We start from the raw sequence: 19,588 nt of genomic DNA, 5'->3' as shown, positions 1-19,588 counted from the left end.
ATCGACGGGAGGCCGAGCCCCTGGAGCGCCCGACGGCTTGGGCACCTTGGCCAGGTCAGAAGCCCGCCCTGGTCAGGACCGCCCCCGGGCTGGCAGGATCGCGCGCATGTTCCAGGCACTCCCCCGTATCGGCCGACGCCGCGCGCTGCTCGGCTCGGCGGCCGCTTTCGCGGTCTTCGGGCTGCTGCTGTGGTGGCTGCTGCCGCTGGGCGAGGAGTCCCCGAGCGGGACGATCACCTTCAGTACGGGCAGCCCGACCGGGGTCTACCAGAAGTACGGCAAGCTCCTCAAGGGCGCCATCGCCAAGGACATGCCGCGCCTGGACGTACAGCTGCTGGACAGCGACGGGTCGCAGGAGAACGTCCGGCGTGTGGCGACGGGCAAGGCCGACTTCACCATCGCGGCGGCCGACGCGGTGGAGACGTACATACTGCAGAACAAGCCGGGATCGGGCCGGCTGCGCGGCTGCGCCCGGCTCTACGACGACTATGTGCACCTGGTGGTCCCGCGCTCGTCGTCCGTACGGTCCGTGGCGGACCTACGGGGCAAGAAGGTCGCCGTGGGGCCGAGTGGCTCCGGGGTGCGGCTGATAGCGAACCATGTGCTCCAGGCGGCCGGACTCGACCCCGACAAGGACATCGAGCCGCTGGCCAACGGCATCGCGACCATGCCCGACCTGCTGAAACACCACAAGATCGACGCGTTCTTCTGGTCGGGCGGCCTCCCGACGAGCGCCGTGCTGGAGCTCTCGAAGACGGACGACATCAGGCTGGTGCCGATCGGCAGTGACCTGATCAAGAAGCTGCACGAGCAGGGCGACGCCGCCCGCTACTACCGGGCTGCGGTGATGCCCGCCGATGCCTACCCCAAGGCGCAGCGCGGCTCGTCCGTGCAGACGCTGGCCGTGGCCAACTTCCTGATCACCCGGGAGGACGCGGACGCGAACCTCACCGAGGCGCTCACCCGCACGGTGATCGCCAGCCGCGACCACATCGGCGCCCAGGTGCACGCGGCGCAGCTGGTGGACCTGCGAACGGCGATCTACACGGATCCGCTGCCGCTGCACGAAGGCGCGCGCCGCTACTACCGGTCGATCAAGCCGTAGCCGTTCGCATCGCGTAGCCGTTCACGTGGTGCGGCCCTGCGTATCTCGTAGGCGCTCCCCGGTCCCCGGCGGGCCGCTCAGGTGGCCGGCCCCGACCGCGGCACCGTCACCGTCACCCGCAGGCCGTGCGGCTCGTTGTGGGCGTACGCGATGGAGCCGCCGCCCGCGGAGAGCAGCACGCGTGAGATCGACAGACCGAGGCCCGATCCCTTGATGTTCTGGTGCCCGGTGCTGCGCCAGAAGCGGTCGCCGATGCGGGCCAGGTCCTCGTCGCTGAGGCCGGGGCCGCCGTCGGTGACCACGACGGTCGAGACCTCGCCGTTCGAGGCGACCTTCACCTCGACGCTCTCCCCCTCGGGCGTGAACTTCAACGCGTTGTCGATCACCGCGTCCAGGGCGCTCGACAGCGTGACGGGATCGGCCCAGGCGGTGGTGGCCGGGCAGGTCCCCGCCAGCCGTACACCCTTGCTCTCGGCGAGCGGCTGCCAGGACGACACGCGCTCGGCCGTGAGCGCGCCGATGTCGGTGAGGCACAGGTCCGCCTCGGCGTGCTCGGCGAGCGCCAGGTCGAGGAGGTCGTCGAGGACCTGGGCGAGGCGCTTGCCCTCGGTGCGGACCGAGGCGATCTCCTCATTGCCCTCCGGCAGTTCGAGGGCGAGCAGCTCGATGCGCAGCAGCAGCGCGGAGAGCGGGTTGCGCAGCTGGTGCGAGGCGTCGGCGACGAAGGCGCGCTGCTGCTCCAGCACGTCCTCGACGTTGTCCGCCATCTCGTTGAACGACCGGGCCAGGCGTCTGAGTTCCGGCGGACCGCCGGCGGCCGCGACCCGGGACTTCAGGCGTCCGGTCGCGATGTCGTGGGTGGTGGCGTCGAGGACGCGTACGGGTCTGAGCACCCAGCCGGTGAGGCGCAGCGCGGCACCGAGGGCGAGGAGCATCGCGAACACCTCGCCCGCGCCGATGATCAGCCAGCCGTGCAGGGTCCTCGAACGCATCTGCCCGGTGGGCGAGTCGGTGACGACGACGGCCATGACGTCGCCGTCCCTGATCACCGGGGAGGCCACGACGAGACGGTGGCGCTGCCATGGCCAGACCTGCTGCGGGTCATGGCTGCGACGGCTCAGGCGCGCCTCGTTGAAGGCGTCGCGTCCCTCACCCGTCTTGGGGAGGAGCCAGGCATCCGGCGCGTTGGCCATGGCCGTGCCGTTGCGGTAGAAGACACCGGCCCGGATGCCGTACACGCTGTAGTAGCGGGCGAGTTCCTTGCGCAGGGTCTCGCGGCGCTCGTCGGGGAAGGTTTCCGGGGAAGCGGTCGCCGGGTCGGTGACGAACTGCGCGAGCGCCGCGAAGCGCGCCGTGTCGTCGATGCGGTCGACGACCACCCGTTGCTGCTGAGCCGCCGCGACACTCACGGCGAGCGGAATGCCGAGCGCGAGCAGCACGGCGGCCATCAGGACGATGAGCAGCGGGAGAAGACGTGTGCGCACCCGTGCCCGCTACGACGCCGGGGCGACGAGCCGGTACCCGACGCCGCGTACGGTCTCGATCAGCGCCGGCATACGCAGCTTGGAGCGCAGGGACGCGACATGCACCTCCAGGGTGCGCCCGGTCCCCTCCCAACTGGTGCGCCAGACTTCGCTGATGATCTGTTCCCGGCGGAACACCACTCCGGGCCGCTGGGCCAGCAGCGCGAGAAGGTCGAACTCCTTGCGGGTCAGTTGGACAACCAAACCATGAACGGTGACCTGGCGGTTGGGGAGTTCGATGTGCACAGGACCGAGCCGCAGCGCACTGTCGCCGGCGGCCGAGGCGTCGTCGGCGACGCTGCGCCGGCTGACGGCGTGGATGCGGGCGAGCAGCTCCCCCGTGTCGTAGGGCTTCACTACGTAGTCGTCGGCGCCGAGGTTGAGGCCGTGGATCCGGGAGCGTACGTCGGCGCGCGCGGTGACCATGATCACCGGGGTGCTGGTCCGCTTGCGGATCTTGCCGCAGACCTCGTATCCGTCCTGGTCGGGCAGGCCCAGGTCGAGCAGGACGACCCCGAACCCGTCACTCTCCGGGACCAGCGCCTGCAGGGCCTCCTCGCCGCTGCGGGCGTGCGTGACGTCGAAACCGTGCCGGGCCAGCACCGCGGACAGGGCGGCGGCGACATGGTTGTCGTCCTCGACGAGGAGCAGTCTCATTCCGGCCCCCTCCGGTTCATTGGTCGTACGGTCTCGGCTTGTAGAACGCGGTGCACGCACGCGTGCACCATGGAAGTCACGCCGATGGACAAGGACGGCGTCAAGTGGCTTCGGGTTGCGGAGGGCTTCCGTTACGCAGCCGGTACGCGACCGTGCAGGGCCACTACGACACGTGCCCGATTGCTACCGGATCGTGATGCTCAAGTTCCCCTCAGATGTAATGACGCTGGTCGTAAGGGCTCACTACTGTCCTCCGAAACCGAGGAGGACGGAGCCCAAAAGCGATGACCGAAGTATCGGTGGCCAAGGATGCCGTGGCCGCGACCGAGGAATTGGTCGTCCTGAAGAGCGTCAACAAGCACTTCGGCGCGTTGCACGTGCTCCAGGACATCGACCTGACGATCGCCCGTGGCGAGGTCGTCGTGGTCATCGGGCCCTCCGGGTCCGGGAAGTCCACCCTGTGCCGCACCATCAACCGCCTGGAGACGATCGATTCGGGCGACATCTCGATCGACGGCAAGCCGCTGCCCGAGGAGGGCAAGGCGCTCGCCCGGCTGCGTGCCGACGTGGGCATGGTCTTCCAGTCCTTCAATCTCTTCTCGCACAAGACGGTGCTCGAGAACGTGATGCTGGGTCAGATCAAGGTGCGCAAGGCCGACAAGAAGGCGGCCGAGGAGAAGGCCCGCGCGCTGCTCGACCGCGTCGGTGTCGGCACGCAGGCGGACAAGTACCCCGCGCAGCTGTCGGGCGGCCAGCAGCAGCGCGTCGCGATCGCGCGGGCGCTGGCGATGGGCCCCAAGGTCATGCTCTTCGACGAGCCGACCTCTGCACTGGACCCCGAGATGATCAACGAGGTCCTGGAAGTCATGCAGCAGCTCGCGCGTGACGGCATGACCATGATCGTCGTCACCCATGAGATGGGCTTCGCTCGTTCGGCTGCCAACCGAGTGGTGTTCATGGCCGACGGTCGGATCGTCGAAGAGGCTGTGCCAGACCAGTTCTTCAGCAACCCGCGCAGCGACCGCGCGAAGGACTTCCTGTCGAAGATCCTGCATCACTGACGGCCCCGTCGCGCCCCTGCCGATCCGCGTCACCCGCCCTCGACGGCCCGCACCTCTTCACCACTCAAAGGATGTTCATCATGAAGCTCCGCAAGGTCACCGCCGCTTCGGCCGCTGTGCTCGCCCTCGCGCTGACCGCCACCGCCTGTGGGGGCGACGACAGCAAGGACTCCGGTTCCAGCTCCAGCGGCAGCGGCAAGATCAAGGTCGGCATCAAGTTCGACCAGCCCGGCCTCGGCCTGAAGCAGCCGGACGGTTCCTACGCCGGCTTCGACGTGGACGTGGCAACGTACGTGGCCAAGCAGCTCGGCTACAAGCCCGACCAGATCGAGTGGGTCGAGACCAAGAGCGCCGACCGTGAGAACGCGCTGGCCCGCGGCGACGTGAAGTTCATCGCGGCCACGTACTCGATCACCGACGAGCGCAAGCAGAAGGTCGACTTCGCCGGCCCCTACCTGCTGGCCCACCAGGACCTGCTGGTCAAGAAGGACTCCGACATCTCCAAGGGCACGGACCTCAACGGCAAGAAGCTGTGTTCCGTGACCGGCTCGACCTCGGCGCAGAACGTCCACGACACGATCGCCCCGAAGGCCCAGCTGAAGGAGTACAGCGGCTACTCGGAGTGCATCGCCGCTCTGCAGAGCGGCGTCGTGGACGCCGTGACCACCGACGACTCGATCCTCGCGGGCTTCGCCGCGCAGGACAAGTACAAGGGTCAGTTCAAGCTTGCCGGGCTCAAGCTGAGCAACGAGAACTACGGCGTCGGCGTCAAGAAGGGCGACACCGCGACCGTCACCAAGATCAACACTGCCCTGGAGAAGATGGTCAGCGACGGCTCCTGGAAGAAGGCCGTCGACGCGAACTTCGGTCCGGCCAACTACAAGAACGAGCAGGCCCCGAAGATCGGCGTCATCGTCAAGTAACCCAGGAATCCCCTGTTAACGCAGGGTTCCGCAGGCGCGCGCCGCCGCCCGCCGCGATCACGGCGGCGGCGCGCCGCGTCCGCCTCGTACGCCACACACCCGGAAGCGCGGGAGATCGTGTTCGACTTTCTTGAAGGTTACGACGTCCTCGGGGCGTTCTGGACGACGGTGCAACTCACCGCCCTCTCCGCCGTCGGTTCCCTCGTCCTGGGCACCGTGCTGGCCGCGATGCGCGTCAGTCCGGTCCCGCTCATGCGCGGGTTCGGCACCGCCTATGTGAACATCGTCCGGAACATCCCCCTGACGGTCATCATCGTCTTCAGCTCGCTCGGTCTCGCCGACATCTTCGGTATGACGATGGGCGCGTCCGACGACTTCAAGCTCCAGGGCTTCCGGCTGGCGGTGCTCAGTCTGGTCGTCTATCACGCGGCCTTCGTCTGCGAGGCACTGCGCTCCGGCATCAACACCGTGCCCGTCGGCCAGGCGGAGGCGGCACGCGCCATCGGGCTGAGCTTCAGCCAGAGCCTGCGGCTCATCGTGCTGCCGCAGGCCTTCCGCTCGGTCATCGTCCCGCTGGCCAACGTACTGATCGCGCTGACCAAGAACACGACCGTGGCCGCCGCCATCGGCGTGGCCGAGGCAGCCACCCTGATGAAGACAATGATGGAGAACGAGGCCCAGACGCTGGCCATCGCCGCGGTCTTCGCCCTCGGGTTCGTGGTACTGACCCTGCCCACCGGCCTCTTCCTCGGCTGGCTCGGCAAGCGACTGGCGGTGAAGCGATGAGCTCGGTCCTCTACGACACACCCGGCCCCCGCGCCAAGCGGCGCAATGTGATCTTCTCAGTGGGCTTCTTCGTCCTGCTCGCCCTCTTCCTGTGGTGGATCTGGCGGACGATGGACGACAAGGGCCAGCTGAAGTGGTCCCTTTGGGAGCCGTTCACCACGTCGGACGCCTGGACGACGTATCTGCTGCCGGGCCTCGCCAACACGCTGAAGGCCGCGGCGCTCGCCATGGTCATCGCCCTTCCGCTGGGCGCGCTCTTCGGTATCGCACGCCTGTCCGATCACCGGTGGGTCCGGGCACCGGCCGGTGCGGTGGTCGAGTTCTTCCGGTCGATCCCGGTGCTGCTGCTGATGCTGTTCGCCAACGAGCTCTACGTCCGCTCCACGGACATCCCCAGCGACGAACGGCCCCTGTACGCCGTCGTCACCGGCCTGGTGCTCTACAACGCCTCGGTCCTCGCCGAGGTCGTACGGGCCGGAATCCTGGCCCTCCCCAAGGGGCAGACGGAGGCCGCCTACGCGGTCGGTCTGCGCAAGGGCCAGACAATGACGAGCATCCTGCTCCCGCAGGCCGTCACCGTCATGCTCCCGGCCATCGTCGGCCAGCTCGTCGTCATCGTGAAGGACACAGCGCTGGGCGGCGTCCTGCTGACGTTCCCCGAACTGCTCAACTCGCGCAGCACGCTCGCGGCCAACTACGCCAACGTCATCGCGAGCTTCATCGTGGTGGCGGCCATCTTCATCGTGCTGAACTTCGCCCTCACCAGCTTCGCGAGCTGGCTGGAGGGCAGGCTGCGGCGCGGCAAGAAGAGCACGGGAGCGGTCCTCGGCGCCGATGAAGTGGAGCTCAACCCCGCCGAGGTGAAGGGCACCTTCGGGACCGGTGCCGGCGGCGCCATCCGATGAACAGTCAAGTGACATGAGCCGCACGGAGGCAGTGGCGTGATGGCCGCTGCCTCCGTCACTTGACGCAAGCACCGGCAATGGGTTGCATACGTTCTGTGATCGTGCACCCCGCTCCAACTGCCTGTTCCCGTATGTCCCTCAGGACACCGCTCCGGGCAGGGGGCACCGCGCCGTGGACCCGGTGATCATCGTCGGAGCGGGGCCCGTGGGGCTCACGCTCGCCCTGGCGCTCGCCCGCCAGGAGGTCCCTTCCGTGGTCCTCGACGAGGGCCTGGGCAAGGATGAACAACGGCCCGCGCGGACGGCCGTCCTGCGCGAGGACACGACCGCGCTCGTCGAGCGGCTCACCGGCTTCCCGCTCTCCGAGGCCGGTTTCCGTTGGGCCGGATGGCGGTCGATGCGGCGCAAGCAGGTGATGCGTGAGATCGCGTTCGGCACGCAGGGTTCCGGCGACGCGGGGAGCTCCAGGCGCACGGCCGGCACCAGGGGCGCACAGGGCTCCAGGGACACCCACGTTTCCCGGGACGCGGAAGGCTCCGCGGACGCCGAGGAGTACGCCGCCCCGCTGCACATCGCCCAGCACGCGCTGACCGGCGCCCTGCGCGACGCCATCGTCCACGAGCGGCTGATCAAGGTCGCCGTGAACAGCCGCCTCGACTCCATCGAGCAGGAGACGTCGGGCGTCACCGCCCACACCCGGGGCACCAAGGGCACCTGGTGGCGCGGCAGCTATCTCGTCGGCTGCGACGGACCGCGCTCGACGGTGCGCAAACTCCAGGACATCCGCTTCCCCGGACGTACCGCCGTCGAACGACACGCCGTCGCGGCGCTGCGTACGGAACTTCCGTGGCCCGGCGAGGCGTTGTTGCATCGGATGCCGCCGTGGCGGACGTCGGGCCCCTCGGCCGGGGAGGTGACGGCGCGCCCCCTCGCCGACGACGCGTGGCGCCTGGACTGGCTGCTGCCCCCGGGCAAGGACCTGGTCACGCCCGACCTGCTGTTGGCACGCATCCGGGAGACCCTCGCGGGCTGGAGCGGCGGCTCCACACCCGCGTACGAACTGCTCGACACCGGAGTCCACACCGTCCACCACCGCCTCGCCCGCCGGTGGCGGGCCGGCCGTGTCTTCCTCGCGGGGGACGCCGCACACCTGCTGGGCGCGCTCGGCACCCAGGGCCTGGACGAGGGACTGCGGGACGCGGACAACCTCGCCTGGAAGCTGGCGCTGGCCTGGCACCACGGGCCGCACGAGACGCTGCTGGACAGCTACCAGGTGGAACGGCGCGCCGTCGTCGCCGCCCGGCTGCGCGCCGCCGACCAGGCGTTGCCGCTGCTGCGCGGCGGCGGGGGTCTGCGCTCGTACGTCCCCGGGTCGGCCCGCGGCCACGACACGCTGCTCACGGACGGCCACCTGGGTCGCGGCCCGCTGGGAGCGCCGGGGGCGTACGCCGACTCCCCGCTCGCGCCGCCACACGCCGACTCGGCGGCTCCCGTGGACACCGCGCCCGGAGCCCCGGTCGTCGATGTGCGGGTGACCGCAGAGGACGGCTCGTTCGTACGACTGCGGGAGCGCCTGGGGCGCGGGGTGCTGCTCGTGATGCTGATCGCTCCGGGGACGGGCGTCTGGGAGCGGAAGCACTGGGTGACGGCCGGAATCATGCCCCGGCTCGCGGCCGCCGTGACCGCCCTGCCGCACCCCGCCGAGCTGCTGGTCGCCGAAAGCTATCCAGGCGCGGCCGCCCACACCGTGCTCCTCGTCCGTCCCGACGGCCACCTGGTCACCGCGTTCAGCGGGGTGCGCCCGGCCGACCTGTACGAGGCGGCCGAGGCGACACTGGGCGGACCGGCGAAAGCGGAGGCCACGGCGAGCACGGGCTGAACTTTCTGGTGCGGGCGGAACAGGGGCCGAGCAGGCGACGACGCTCCCACCAGCGGCGACCGGGGCCATCCGAGCCCGGGGTGACGGGTGGGCCGGGTCGCCCGGAATCCGCCCTGTCCGAGTCCGCGTACCGCCGCCCTGACCTGCCCACGAGCCGGGCTGTCGAAGCCCCGCGCCCGGCCGGCCCCAGGCCGTCCACCGCACTCACCGTCACCGAGCGTCCACATGGTGACGGTGAGTTGACCGGCCCGCACCCCCATGGTGTACTCCGGATCGTGACCGACACCTGTGTGCGCCTGTGGCGGAGGGTCCATATGGACCTCGTCCGCTATGCGGGCTGCGTGTGTCGTCCGTCCTGCTGAATTCGCATCCCTCCCTCTTTCGCGCGCCGCCCTTGTGCCGCCGCGCGCCCCACGCGAACCCCCAGGACGGTTACGAGTGTCTGTGTCCCCCTCTGTCTCTGTCTCCGCACCCCCGCAAACTCCCACCCAGGCCGACCTGCTCGACTTCGTACGCCGCACAGCCGCCGACGCCGAGCTGATCGCCTCGCTCCCGCTCGACCCCGAGGGCCGTACCTGGGTGCGCCTCGAAGGCCCGGGCGGCAGCGAGGCCTGGCTCATCGGCTGGCCCCCCGGCACCGGAACCGGCTGGCACGACCACGCCGAATCCGTCGGCGCCTTCCTCACCGCGTCGGGCGAACTCAAGGAGAACTCCCTCGCCGCCCGGCTGCCGGCCGACGGCTGGAAGACCCTGGAACTCGCCGAGGACATCGACCGGGAACGAACGCTGCCGACGGGCAAGGGCCGCTCCTTCGGCCGCCACCATGTGCACGAGGTACTCAACGAGTCCCCTGAGAAGCACGCGATCTCGGTCCACGCCTACTACCCACCGCTCCCGCAGATCCGCCGCTACAGCCGTACGGGCCAGGTGCTGCGCCTGGAGCACGTCGAGCGTCCGGAGGACTGGCAGTGACCACCCGGCGCGTGGGCATCGACGAGTTGCTGGAGCAGGTCCGCGAGGGCCTGGACCGAGTGGAGGTCAAGGACGCGTACGAAGCCGCGCAGGCGGGCGAGGCGCTCCTGGTCGACACCCGCTACGCGGCCCTGCGTGAGCGCGACGGCCTGATCCCCGGCGCCCTCGTCGTCGAGCGCAACGAACTGGAATGGCGGCTCGACCCCCAAGGCAGCCACCGCGCCCCGGAGGCCACGAGCCACGACCTGCGGATCGTCGTGTTCTGCAACGAGGGGTACGCGTCGAGCCTCGCGGCCGTGTCCCTGCGGCAGTTGGGGCTGCACCGGGCGACCGATCTGGTCGGCGGATTCCAGGCCTGGAAGTCGGCCGGGTTCCCGGTGACCGCCGCCTAGGCGGCCGCCGCCCCATGGATTTCCCCGACCGCAGGGAAAGTCCTTCACGTCGTACGTAGTGGTGGGCGCCCCTTGATGTAAGGGGCGCCCACCCTTGCGTACTGCCCCTTACTCCTTGGCCGTGGCCACCGTGACAGGGCGAACCTGCAACGCCACCCGGCCCGGCAGCGCGGAGGCGACGAGGGCGAGCGCACCGGCCACCGCGATGACCGTCACGTACACCAGAGGTGTGACCGCCGGAGCCGCGCTGCCCGTCATGCCGACGCTGAACGCGGTCAGGACGGCGAGCGCGATTCCGCTGCCGAGCGCGGTGGCGAGCAGCAGCACCGACACCGCCTCGGTCCGCAGCATCCGCAGTACCTGCCGACGGGTCGCCCCGGCGAGGCGGAGCATCGCGAACTCGCGGACCCGCTCGGAGACCGACATGGCCAGCGTGTTGACGACGGCGATGGCGGTGAATGCCAGGACCAGTCCCATGGCGAGGTAGTTCACCTCGGCGTTCGCCTGCTGGCGGGCGGCCTGGATCGAGTCCGCGGCGGCCGGCGCGAGGACATGGACCGCCGGGAACTTACGGAGAGTAGTCACGAGTTGTGTCTGTGTACGGGCGGTGGTGACAAGGACGGAGGTGGCTAGAGGGTTGTCCACATGGCGCGCGACCAGGTCATGGGCGAAGGTGAGGTCGCCGAAGCCGAGACCCTTGGCGTAGACGGCGGCGACGGTGAGCGTGACGGGTGTGCCGTCGCCGAGGGTGACCTTCAGTGTGCCGCCGGGCTTCAAGTGGAGCTGGTCCGCTGCGAGTTCACTGACCGCGACGGTGCTGTCCTTGAGGCCGTTCAGGGAGCCCGCCGTGACGTCCGGGTCCCAGGTGCGGGTCAGCCCGGCCGGCGTGACGCCCTGGGCCGCGTACTTGTCGAGGCCCACGCGCACGGTCGTACGGACCACTTCGGTGACGACGTCGTGGCCTGTACGCAACTGCCGCGCGGCCTCGGCCGGGACGCCGGGGCCCTGAGCGGCGAGCACCCAGTCGGCGCGGATGCCCTCGCGCGCCTGCGCCCGGGCCGCGTCGCCGAGCGTCGGCTGGACGAAGAGAACCGTGCAGGTCATACCGATGAGGAGGGTGAGGGGAGTGACGACGGAGGCCATGCGGGCCGCGTTGCCGCGAAGGTTGGCGCGGGCGAGACGGCCGCCGGGACCGGTCAGCCGCAGCGGGCCCGCGAGTACGGCCGCGGCCGCCTTGACCAGCAGGGGGCCGAGCAGTGCCACGGCGGAGGCGAGGACCACAACGGCAAGGAAGGTCACGGGGGTTGAGGCCGGCTCGGTGCGCAGAACGCTGAGCACGACGACGAGGACGGCGCCGCCGGCCATCAGCGCGAGGCCGGCGAGGACGCGTCCCCATGCGGGGCGGGTGCGCTCGACCCGGGCTTCGGCGAGCGCCTCGGCCGGGCGGATCCGGGTGATGCGGCGGGACGAGATACGCGCGGCGGCCCAGGCGCCGAGGAGTGTCGCGGCGACCGCGGCGAACAGCGGGAAGACGCTGACGGTGTGCTGAAGCGTGGCCGGGACGGCGCCCATGGCGACGAACCGGCTGTGCAGCCAGCTGCCCAGCGGCAGCCCCGCGAGTGCGCCGGTCACACCGGCGGCAGCCCCGACAATGAGGGCCTCCCTGCCGAGAAGTGCGCGGATCTGGCCCGGCGTGGCGGCGATGGCGCGCAACAGGGCGAGTTCGCGATGACGCTGCTGCACGGAGAGGGCGAAGGTACCGACGACCACCAGCACGGCCACCAGCAGCGAGGTGCCGCCCATGGCACCGCCCATGCTGACCAGCTTCGTCCGGGCGGCGGCCGCGTCCAGGAACTCGACCGGGCCACGGCCGTCTCCCGCGCTGACCTGCGCGGTGGTGCCGTGCAGTGCCTTGGCGACGGACTGCTTGAGGGCAGCGGTGTCGGTGCCTTGAGCGGGCAGTACGCCGAAGGCGGTGACCTGCCCGGGGTGCGCGGCCAGGCGCCGGGCCTCGGAGGTTGAGAAGAAGAGGGAGGTCTGGTGGCGTACGGCCGTGGCGGGTTCGGCGATCCCGGTGATCCGGTACGTGCGCGGGGACTGCGTCGACTGGACAGTGAGGCGGTCGCCGGCCTTGAGGTGGGCGCGCTCGGCGAAGTGGCGGTCGACGACGAGGTCGCCGTCGGCCTTGGGCGCGGTGCCGGTGATGAGTGTGTACGGGGTCAGCGCGGCGGACTCCCAGGCGTGACCGTAGGCGGGCCGGTCCTTGTCGATGCTCCCGCTGGGTGCCAACGGCTGGGCCAGGAAGGTCAGTTCGGGGATGACTCGACCTACACCGGGAGCCTGGCGCAACCGTGCCGCCAGGTCGCCGGACAGCCAGGCCCGTTCCGCGATGGGCTTGGCCTTGTGCTTGACCTTGGTCTTGCCCTTCTTGTGCTTGACGGTGGTCTGGTGGACGTTCTGATCGGCGGAGACCACGACGGGGGTCGCGGCATAACGTTCACTGCGGATCGTGCCGCGCAGGCCCGTTTCGAGGAGGGTGCCGCAGGCGGTGATGAGAGCGGCCGCGCACATCAGGGCGAGGAAGGCGCCGAGAAAGCCGCCTTTGCGGGCTCGGACGGTCTGCAGGGCGTAGCGCAGCATCATGAGGGGTCGCTCTCTCTTCTGTTGTGGTGTGCGTCGTGGTCCGTGCCGTGGGGCGCCGGGCGGCTCCCTGGCGCTCCGCCAGGGGTCGGGAAGGCGAGGAACCGGGTGAGTACTGTGCGCGCGTCGGGCGGGGTATCGGCTTCCGGGCGCTTGTAGCGGTTGAGGAGCGCGATGTACTCCTCGAAGAACGCGCGGAGTTCGGGCAGCGTCAGCCGGATGCTGCCGCGCGAGTACGGGAAGGCGTCGGCCCAGGAATCCTCGCCCGCGCCTGGCTGGAGCTGCATCTGCTCGAAGAGTTCGAGGTCGGCGGCGTACGCGTGGTGGTTCAACTCGTCCATGACGAGCCGCATCTCGGGATTCTGGCGGCTGCGCGGCGGGAAGCGCCGGTCACCGGGGACGGCCCGCCACCAGCGCTCCCGGCCGTGGCCGTTCGCCTCGGCCTGCTCTTCCACGAAGCCGTATCGGGCGAGTTCGCGCAGGTGGTAGCTGGTGGTTCCGGTGTTGAGTCCCAGCGCCCGGGCGAGCGTCGCCGACGTGGCGGGGCCGTGCACGGTGAGGTGCTGGAGCATGCGCTGCCGCCGGGGCTGCGCGAGGGCCTTGAGCGTGGCGAGGTCGGAGAGCTCGGTGGAGGCGTGCGGCGCCTTCGGGGGTGTTTCCTCTTCTGCGCCGGGTTCCTGTGCCATGCGTACACAGTCGTCTGTGCACAGGTGTCTGTGCATTGCGGCGGCCCGGCGTCTTCAGCCGGGGGTTAACCCCACCCCGGCCAGCGGGAGTTGAGCTGCTCAGCCCATGCGTCCGGGCACACGTCCGGCAGGCGACCAGGCAGGCATCCGGGCATGGGTCCGGGCAGGCATCCGGGCATACGTCCGGGCCCTGAACGCGATCGGCGCCCCCGCGCGTCCACCATGTTCAAGGCCCGGGATCGGGTTGTGTATTGGGGATCGGATTACGGTGCGGCCGGTCAGGGCTCCGGGCCATCCCGGGAACTCTGGGCCAACGCTCTCCGAGCCCTCATGGGGTCAGAACCCCTCGTCCCCGAGTCCCTCCGTGTCCTCGCCCTCTTCCTCCAGCGCCTGGCGGACCACGCGCAGGGCCATGCCTTCGGAGTAGCCCTTGCGGGCGAGCATGCCCGCGAGGCGCCGCAACCGCTTGTCTCGGTCGAGGCCGCGCGTGGAGCGCAGCTTGCGGGCGACCAGCTCGCGCGCGGTCGCCTCCTCCTGCTCGGAGTCGAGCTGCCCGACAGCCTCGTCGATCAGCGTCGAGTCCACGCCCTTGGTCCGCAGCTCCTGGGCGAGAGCCCGCCTGGCCAGACCCCGGCCGTGGTGCCGGGACTCCACCCAGGCGTCCGCGAAGGCACTGTCGTTGATCAGGCCGACCTCCTCGAACCGTGACAGCACCTCGTCCGCCACGTCGTCCGGGATCTCGCGCTTGCGCAGTGCGTCCGCGAGCTGCTTGCGGGTGCGCGGGGTCCCGGTGAGCAGGCGCAGACAGATTGCCCGCGCCCGCTCAGCCGGGTCCCCTGGGGGCTCCCCCTTCTCGGCCCTCGACGAGGAAGGGGCGCCTCCGTCCTGTGGGTCGCCTGACGGCTCACCAAAACCGCCACGCCTGCGACGCCCTCGTCCACCACGCGCTCCACCGTCACCACGCGAGCCGCCGTCGCCACGCCGACCGCCGCCTCGGCGTGAGGCGCCGCCCGGCGAACCGTGACCGCCCGGCTGGCGTTCACCGCGCCGCAAGCCTCCGTCCGGCGAGGCTTCGCCGTCCGGACCGGCGCCCGGATCGCCGCCGTAGAACCCCTCGACGCCACCGTCGGCGCCGTGGAACCCGTCATCGGGGCCGTACGTCCCGCCGTCGTACGCTCCCGCGCCGCCGTACCCCCCGTCACCGTCTCCGGCCGAGCCACTGTCGCCCCCGTGGTACCCCTGCCCTGGCCCTTCGGGGGCGGCAGGGTCGGCGTACTCGGCCCAGTCGGTTCGTCGCGTCATGGACTAGCTCTTGGCCGCCGCGGCCTTGGGCTTGGTCGCCTTGGCCGCCGGAGCGGGCACCGTCTTCGCGGCCTCGCCCGGGGCGGCCGAGACCGCCGCGTCCGCGCCCGGCTCGGTGGTGGGCTCCACGGGACGCACTCCGACGCCCAGCTTCTCCTTGATCTTCTTCTCGATCTCGTTGGCGAGGTCGGGGTTGTCCTTCAGGAAGTTGCGCGCGTTCTCCTTGCCCTGACCGAGCTGGTCGCCCTCGTACGTGTACCAAGCGCCGGCCTTGCGGACGAAGCCGTGCTCCACGCCCATGTCGATCAGGCCGCCCTCGCGGCTGATGCCCTGGCCGTAGAGGATGTCGAACTCGGCCTGCTTGAAGGGCGGCGCGACCTTGTTCTTGACGACCTTGACGCGGGTGCGGTTGCCGACCGCGTCCGTACCGTCCTTCAGCGTTTCGATGCGGCGGATGTCGAGTCGCACCGAGGCGTAGAACTTCAGCGCCCGGCCACCCGTCGTGGTCTCCGGGGAGCCGAACATCACGCCGATCTTCTCGCGGAGCTGGTTGATGAAGATCGCGGTGGTCTTCGACTGGTTGAGCGCGCTGGTGATCTTCCGCAGGGCCTGGCTCATCAGACGGGCCTGCAGACCCACGTGCGAGTCGCCCATCTCGCCCTCGATCTCCGCGCGCGGCACCAGGGCGGCGACGGAGTCGATGACGATGAGGTCGAGCGCGCCGGAGCGGACCAGCATGTCCACGATCTCCAGAGCCTGCTCGCCGTTGTCCGGCTGCGACAGGATCAGGTTGTCGATGTCGACGCCGAGCTTCTTCGCGTACTCGGGGTCGAGGGCGTGCTCGGCGTCGATGAAGGCCACCTGGCCGCCGGCCTTCTGCGCGTTCGCCACGGCGTGCAGGGTCAGGGTCGTCTTACCGGAGGACTCCGGGCCGTACACCTCCACCACTCGGCCGCGCGGCAGGCCGCCGACACCGAGGGCGACGTCGAGCGCGGTCGACCCGGTGGGGATGACCTCGATGGGCTCATTCGGCCGCTCGCCCAGGCGCATCACGGCGCCCTTGCCGAATTGCCGTTCAATTTGTGCGAGTGCGGCGTCCAGCGCCTTCTCGCGGTCGGTTCCTGCCATGGGTTCCACCCGGTTTGCTTGAGTCGATCGCTTCACGTCAAAGACGCTAACGCCTGCCACTGACAATGCGCCCCGACGCCCGTCCGGCCTGTGGATAACTCGGGCACATCTCCATGAAAACCCTGCCGAAATCCCCGTCGAGAGCTCCGCCGGAACTTCCATGAGAATGGATGTTCGATTTTCGTGTCAAGCGCACCACGCGACACCTCCGAGAGTACGTTCGCGGTCTGACAGTGCCCCGGATTTCCCGCCGGTACGGTCCGGTACCGGGCTACTCTCCCGGGCGTACGGCAGGTGCCTTCGGCCGTACGACGACGCCGTGAGGCCTGCTCGCGAGGCTTGGGCCATGGAAACCATGAGGTCCCGGTCCCGGGCACCCTTGAAGCGCACGCCGACACCCTCGAAGCCCACGTTCCGCCCGGCCGAGCGGCTCTGCTATGCGACGGGGGCCCTGCTCGTCCTCTCGGGATGCGTGCATCTGGTGGTCTTCGCCGTCGACGGTGGCCCCTGGGACGGGCCCGTCTCCCGGCGCAAGCCCGTCACCTTCGGGCTCTCCTTCGGGCTGACGCTGATCGCGATCACGTGGGTCACGTCGTATCTGCGCGTCGGGCCGCGGTTGCGCACCACGCTGCTCGTGGTGTTCGCCGCCGACTGTGTCGTGGAAGTGGGCGGGATCACCCTGCAGGCGTGGCGTCGGGTGCCCTCGCATCTCAACACGGAGACCGCCTTCGACACGGCGGTGTCCATGACGCTCGCGGTGGGCGGCGGGGTTCTCGTGATGCTGCTCACCGTGTTCGCGGTGGCCTCGTTCCGGAACCGCCCCGCAGGCCCACTGGGGATGCCGCTCGCGCTGCGCTCCGGGTTCGCGATCCTGCTCGTCGCCCTGCTGACGGGCGCCGCGATGATCGCGCGCGGGGTGATCCTCACCCGGACCGGCCACCAGGAGGCGGCGTACCACTCGACGGCCCCGTTCAAGCCGCTGCACGGGGTGAGCCTGCACGCCGTGCTGGTGCTGCCGGCACTGGCCTGGCTGCTGTCGCGCGCTGCCTGGAGCGACAGGAACAAGCAGCGGGTGATGTACGCGGCGGCCGGCTGCTACGCGGCGGCCGTCGTCGGCGCCGGTGTGTGGGCGGTCCTCACCTGGTGAACAGCCGCCGCACGCGCGCGAGGAAGGTGCCCGAGTCCCGACTGCGGTGGCCCTGCACTCGGGGGTCGTCCGTGACGTCGTAGCGCTTCACGTACGCCCCCAGGAAGGCCTGCAGCGTGGCGACGGCGGGGATGGCGATCAGCGCGCCGACGGCGCCGAGGAGCGCGGTGCCCGCGATGACCGACCCGAAGGCGACCGCGGGGTGGATGTCGACGGTCTTGGAGGTCAGCTTGGGTTGCAGCACATAGTTCTCGAACTGCTGGTAGATCACGACGAAGATGAGCACCCACAGCGCGTACCAGGGGTCGATCGTGAAGGCGATCAGCATCGGCAGGGCGCCCGCGAGATAGGTGCCGATCGTGGGGATGAACTGCGAGACGAGGCCCACCCAGACGGCGAGCACGGGCGCGTAGGGCACGCCCAGGGACTCCAACAGGATGTAGTGCGCTACGCCGGAGATCAGCGCCATCAGACCGCGTGAGTACAGATAGCCGCCGGTCTTGTCGACGGCGATCTCCCACGCACGCAGCACCTCGGCCTGCCGGGCGGGCGGCAGCACCGAGCACAGCGCGCGCCGCAGCCGCGGTCCGTCGGCGGCGAAGTAGAACGAGAACAGCGCGATCGTCAGCAGCTTGAAGAGGCCGCCCAGTACCTGCGCGGACACGTCCAGGACGCCGGTGGCGCTGTTCTGTACGTACTTCCGCAGCCAGTCGGAGTGGACCAGGCTGTCCTGGATGTCCACCCGTCTCAGGTCCGTGTGGAAGTGCGTGTTGATCCAGTTGATGACCGAGTCGAGGTAGTCGGGGAAGCCCTCGACCATCTTGATGATCTGGCCCGCGAGCATCGAGCCGAGCAGCGTGATGAATCCGGCGATCGCGATCATCGCGCCGAAGAAGACGAGGAAGGTGGCCAGTCCCCTGCGCATGCCGCGCGAGGCCATCCAGCTCACCGCGGGTTCTATCGCGAGTGCCAGGAAGAACGCGATGAGAATGTTGATCAGCAGGCTGGTGAGCTGGTGGAACGCCCAACTGCCCAGCTGGAAGACTGCGACGAGCGCGAGCGCGAGCACCATGGCGCGCGGCAGCCAGCGCGGCATGCGCCCGCCGGGCGCGGCTGTGTCCCCGGCCGGGGGGCCGGTGGGCGGCGTCGTGCCGAACGGTGATGCCTGCTGGGCGACCTGTGCGGTCTCGTCTGTCGGGGCCACGGTGCAAGTCTCGCCCACGCCGCCGACAATCGGCCCCCGCCCCCGGATCTTCCCGGTCCGTCAGCGGCTTTCGTACGGAACGTTCATGGTCGCGCACACCACGCGCCACACGTCCTTGGCCTCCCAGCCGGCGTTCAGCGCCTCGTGCACGGTGCGCCCGCCGAGTTCCGTCATCACATGATCGCGCGCGAAGGTATCGGCGTATCCCGCACCGAAGTGCTCCGCCATCCGCTGCCAGAAGACCGTCAACCGCATGACTCCAGTATCCCGCCCCTGAGAGTGGGCCCGAGCCGGGACCGCTTGCCGAGACCGCTTTCCGTCCTACGGTCTGACGCATGGCCGAAACAGGAGCATCCCCACTCCCCCCGACGCCCCCGGCGCACTCGCTCTCACGCGCCGAGCACTTCATCTGGCTCACCGCACGTGTACTGGAGCAGCGCCGCTTTGCGTACCACTTCCTCGGCGGCGGCGCAGACGCGGTGGAGACCGCGCTGGCCGCCTACCGCAACGAGGACGAAGGGTACGGTCACGCGCTCGAACCCGATCTGCGCGGCCCGGTCAGCCAGCCGCTGCACACCGGGCACGCGCTGCGTGTGCTGGACTCGATCGGGCGCTGCGGCGGACAGCGCGTGGAGCGCGTGTGCCGCTATCTGACCTCCGTGTCGACGGCGGACGGCGCACTGCCGGCGATCCATCCCAGCCAACGCGGCTATCCGACGGCTCCCTTCGTCCCGATCGTCGACGACCCGCCGAGCGAACTCCTGGCCACCGGGCCCGTGGTGGGCCTGTTGCACCGCAACGAGGTGTGGCACGCCTGGCTGTTCCGTGCCACCGACTTCTGCTGGCAGGCGGTCGATTCGCTGGAGAAGTCCCATCCGTACGAGATCGAGGCCGCCGTCGTCTTCCTGGACTCCGCCCCCGACCGCCCGCGCGCGGAGGCGACCGCCGACCGTCTGGGCCGCCTGGTGCGCGAGCACCGGCTCGCGGCTCTGGACCCGGAACACCTTGAGTCGTTTCCGGTCGCCCCCGGGTACGCGCCGGGCGAGCACCACTTCCCGCACGACTACGCGAAGACTCCCGAGTCTCTCGCGCGCGCGTGGTTCACCGACGAGGAGATGACGCGCTCGCTCGACCACCTGGCGGACGAACAGGAGGAGGACGGAGGCTGGCCGATCCGCTGGCGTCAGTGGGCGCCGAGCACCGCCCTGGAGTGCCGCCCCATGGTGACGATCGAGGCGTTGCGCACGCTGCGGGCGTACGGACGGTCCATCGGTTGAC

Annotated in this window: 19 protein-coding genes; 11 read left to right on the top strand and 8 right to left on the bottom strand. The window is 70.0% G+C overall.

The features are described 5' to 3' along the window. Window positions 1–106 precede the first annotated feature (106 nt). On the top strand, window positions 107–1,105 hold the full coding sequence (locus OG975_RS34890) for a TAXI family TRAP transporter solute-binding subunit (RefSeq protein WP_406333289.1): 999 nt from the start codon (window positions 107–109) through the stop codon (window positions 1,103–1,105). A gap of 77 nt (window positions 1,106–1,182) precedes the next feature. Here the strand turns inward: OG975_RS34890 and OG975_RS34885 are convergent, their stop codons facing one another. After that, window positions 1,183–2,589, bottom strand: coding sequence for an ATP-binding protein (locus OG975_RS34885; protein WP_406333288.1), 1,407 nt, complete (start codon window positions 2,587–2,589; stop codon window positions 1,183–1,185). A gap of 9 nt (window positions 2,590–2,598) precedes the next feature. After that, a complete protein-coding gene (locus tag OG975_RS34880; RefSeq protein WP_406333287.1) occupies window positions 2,599–3,285 on the bottom strand; it encodes a response regulator transcription factor in 687 nt (228 codons plus the stop codon). Window positions 3,286–3,569: 284 nt separating this feature from the next. Between OG975_RS34880 and OG975_RS34875 the strand changes: the two genes are divergently transcribed. The 8 genes from OG975_RS34875 (at window position 3,570) to OG975_RS34840 (ending at window position 10,203) form a co-directional block, all read left to right on the top strand. Then, window positions 3,570–4,346, top strand: a complete 777-nt coding sequence (locus OG975_RS34875) for an amino acid ABC transporter ATP-binding protein (RefSeq protein ID WP_406333286.1) — start codon at window positions 3,570–3,572, stop codon at window positions 4,344–4,346. An 80-nt stretch (window positions 4,347–4,426) separates the two neighbouring features. Further along, a complete protein-coding gene (locus OG975_RS34870; protein ID WP_406333285.1) occupies window positions 4,427–5,269 on the top strand; it encodes a glutamate ABC transporter substrate-binding protein in 843 nt (280 codons plus the stop codon). Between the two features lie 117 nt (window positions 5,270–5,386). Next, a complete protein-coding gene (locus tag OG975_RS34865) occupies window positions 5,387–6,055 on the top strand; it encodes an amino acid ABC transporter permease (protein WP_381252206.1) in 669 nt (222 codons plus the stop codon). After that, window positions 6,052–6,960 (top strand): amino acid ABC transporter permease, encoded by a 909-nt coding sequence (locus OG975_RS34860; RefSeq protein WP_406333284.1) that lies wholly within the window; start codon window positions 6,052–6,054, stop codon window positions 6,958–6,960. The genes OG975_RS34865 and OG975_RS34860 overlap by 4 nt, the downstream gene beginning before the upstream one ends. A 172-nt stretch (window positions 6,961–7,132) precedes the next feature. After that, entirely contained in the window at window positions 7,133–8,839 is a 1,707-nt protein-coding gene (locus OG975_RS34855; RefSeq protein ID WP_406333283.1) for an FAD-dependent monooxygenase, read from the top strand. A gap of 314 nt (window positions 8,840–9,153) precedes the next feature. Then, window positions 9,154–9,201, top strand: a complete 48-nt coding sequence (locus OG975_RS34850) for a hypothetical protein (protein WP_309506048.1) — start codon at window positions 9,154–9,156, stop codon at window positions 9,199–9,201. A gap of 76 nt (window positions 9,202–9,277) precedes the next feature. Continuing rightward, window positions 9,278–9,811: a cysteine dioxygenase gene (locus OG975_RS34845; RefSeq protein ID WP_330307712.1), complete on the top strand. Its 534-nt coding sequence runs from the start codon at window positions 9,278–9,280 to the stop codon at window positions 9,809–9,811. Then, window positions 9,808–10,203 carry a rhodanese-like domain-containing protein gene (locus OG975_RS34840; RefSeq protein ID WP_406333282.1) on the top strand — a complete coding sequence of 132 codons (396 nt, stop codon included), beginning with the start codon at window positions 9,808–9,810 and terminating at the stop codon, window positions 10,201–10,203. Before OG975_RS34845 ends, OG975_RS34840 begins: the two co-directional genes overlap by 4 nt. Window positions 10,204–10,311: 108 nt before the next feature. On the opposite strand, the gene OG975_RS34835 is transcribed toward OG975_RS34840, so the two are convergent. From OG975_RS34835 to recA, 4 genes are all read right to left on the bottom strand, one after another. Then, the gene (locus tag OG975_RS34835; protein ID WP_406333281.1) at window positions 10,312–12,846 is read right to left on the bottom strand and encodes an FtsX-like permease family protein; all 2,535 of its coding nucleotides are present in this window, start codon (window positions 12,844–12,846) and stop codon (window positions 10,312–10,314) included. Further along, a complete protein-coding gene (locus tag OG975_RS34830; RefSeq protein WP_406333280.1) occupies window positions 12,843–13,529 on the bottom strand; it encodes an ArsR/SmtB family transcription factor in 687 nt (228 codons plus the stop codon). The genes OG975_RS34835 and OG975_RS34830 overlap by 4 nt, the downstream gene beginning before the upstream one ends. Before the next feature lie 336 nt (window positions 13,530–13,865). Next, a complete protein-coding gene (gene recX / locus OG975_RS34825; RefSeq protein WP_406333279.1) occupies window positions 13,866–14,831 on the bottom strand; it encodes a recombination regulator RecX in 966 nt (321 codons plus the stop codon). A 3-nt stretch (window positions 14,832–14,834) separates the two neighbouring features. Then, a complete protein-coding gene (gene recA / locus OG975_RS34820) occupies window positions 14,835–15,959 on the bottom strand; it encodes a recombinase RecA (protein ID WP_330307707.1) in 1,125 nt (374 codons plus the stop codon). Between the two features lie 355 nt (window positions 15,960–16,314). Here recA and OG975_RS34815 point away from each other — a divergent pair, with 355 nt between their 5' ends. Beyond that, window positions 16,315–17,106, top strand: coding sequence for a hypothetical protein (locus OG975_RS34815; RefSeq protein WP_406336612.1), 792 nt, complete (start codon window positions 16,315–16,317; stop codon window positions 17,104–17,106). Here the strand turns inward: OG975_RS34815 and OG975_RS34810 are convergent. Both OG975_RS34810 and OG975_RS34805 read right to left on the bottom strand, forming a co-directional pair. After that, window positions 17,096–18,310 carry an AI-2E family transporter gene (locus tag OG975_RS34810; RefSeq protein WP_406333278.1) on the bottom strand — a complete coding sequence of 405 codons (1,215 nt, stop codon included), beginning with the start codon at window positions 18,308–18,310 and terminating at the stop codon, window positions 17,096–17,098. The genes OG975_RS34815 and OG975_RS34810 overlap by 11 nt on opposite strands. 60 nt (window positions 18,311–18,370) lie before the next feature. Beyond that, window positions 18,371–18,565, bottom strand: a complete 195-nt coding sequence (locus tag OG975_RS34805; RefSeq protein ID WP_406333276.1) for a DUF3046 domain-containing protein — start codon at window positions 18,563–18,565, stop codon at window positions 18,371–18,373. 80 nt (window positions 18,566–18,645) lie between these two features. On the opposite strand from OG975_RS34805, the gene OG975_RS34800 reads away from it, so the two are divergent. Then, on the top strand, window positions 18,646–19,587 hold the full coding sequence (locus OG975_RS34800) for a hypothetical protein (RefSeq protein ID WP_406333275.1): 942 nt from the start codon (window positions 18,646–18,648) through the stop codon (window positions 19,585–19,587). The last annotated feature ends 1 nt before the right edge of the window (window position 19,588 follow it).

It is taken from the genome of Streptomyces sp. NBC_00203, assembly GCF_045206325.1.
Classification (GTDB): domain Bacteria; phylum Actinomycetota; class Actinomycetes; order Streptomycetales; family Streptomycetaceae; genus Streptomyces; species Streptomyces lutosisoli.
This window is presented reverse-complemented; position numbering and strand designations above follow the sequence as displayed.

Coding starts and splice junctions, on each gene's coding strand:
- OG975_RS34890 (WP_406333289.1), top strand. CDS start 107: ATGTTCCAGGCACTCCCCCGTATCGGCCGACGCCGCGCGCTGCTCGGC.
- OG975_RS34880 (WP_406333287.1), bottom strand. CDS start 3,285: ATGAGACTGCTCCTCGTCGAGGACGACAACCATGTCGCCGCCGCCCTG.
- OG975_RS34875 (WP_406333286.1), top strand. CDS start 3,570: ATGACCGAAGTATCGGTGGCCAAGGATGCCGTGGCCGCGACCGAGGAA.
- OG975_RS34870 (WP_406333285.1), top strand. CDS start 4,427: ATGAAGCTCCGCAAGGTCACCGCCGCTTCGGCCGCTGTGCTCGCCCTC.
- OG975_RS34860 (WP_406333284.1), top strand. CDS start 6,052: ATGAGCTCGGTCCTCTACGACACACCCGGCCCCCGCGCCAAGCGGCGC.
- OG975_RS34835 (WP_406333281.1), bottom strand. CDS start 12,846: ATGATGCTGCGCTACGCCCTGCAGACCGTCCGAGCCCGCAAAGGCGGC.
- OG975_RS34830 (WP_406333280.1), bottom strand. CDS start 13,529: ATGGCACAGGAACCCGGCGCAGAAGAGGAAACACCCCCGAAGGCGCCG.
- recX (WP_406333279.1), bottom strand. CDS start 14,831: ATGACGCGACGAACCGACTGGGCCGAGTACGCCGACCCTGCCGCCCCC.
- recA (WP_330307707.1), bottom strand. CDS start 15,959: ATGGCAGGAACCGACCGCGAGAAGGCGCTGGACGCCGCACTCGCACAA.
- OG975_RS34815 (WP_406336612.1), top strand. CDS start 16,315: ATGAGGTCCCGGTCCCGGGCACCCTTGAAGCGCACGCCGACACCCTCG.
- OG975_RS34805 (WP_406333276.1), bottom strand. CDS start 18,565: ATGCGGTTGACGGTCTTCTGGCAGCGGATGGCGGAGCACTTCGGTGCG.
- OG975_RS34800 (WP_406333275.1), top strand. CDS start 18,646: ATGGCCGAAACAGGAGCATCCCCACTCCCCCCGACGCCCCCGGCGCAC.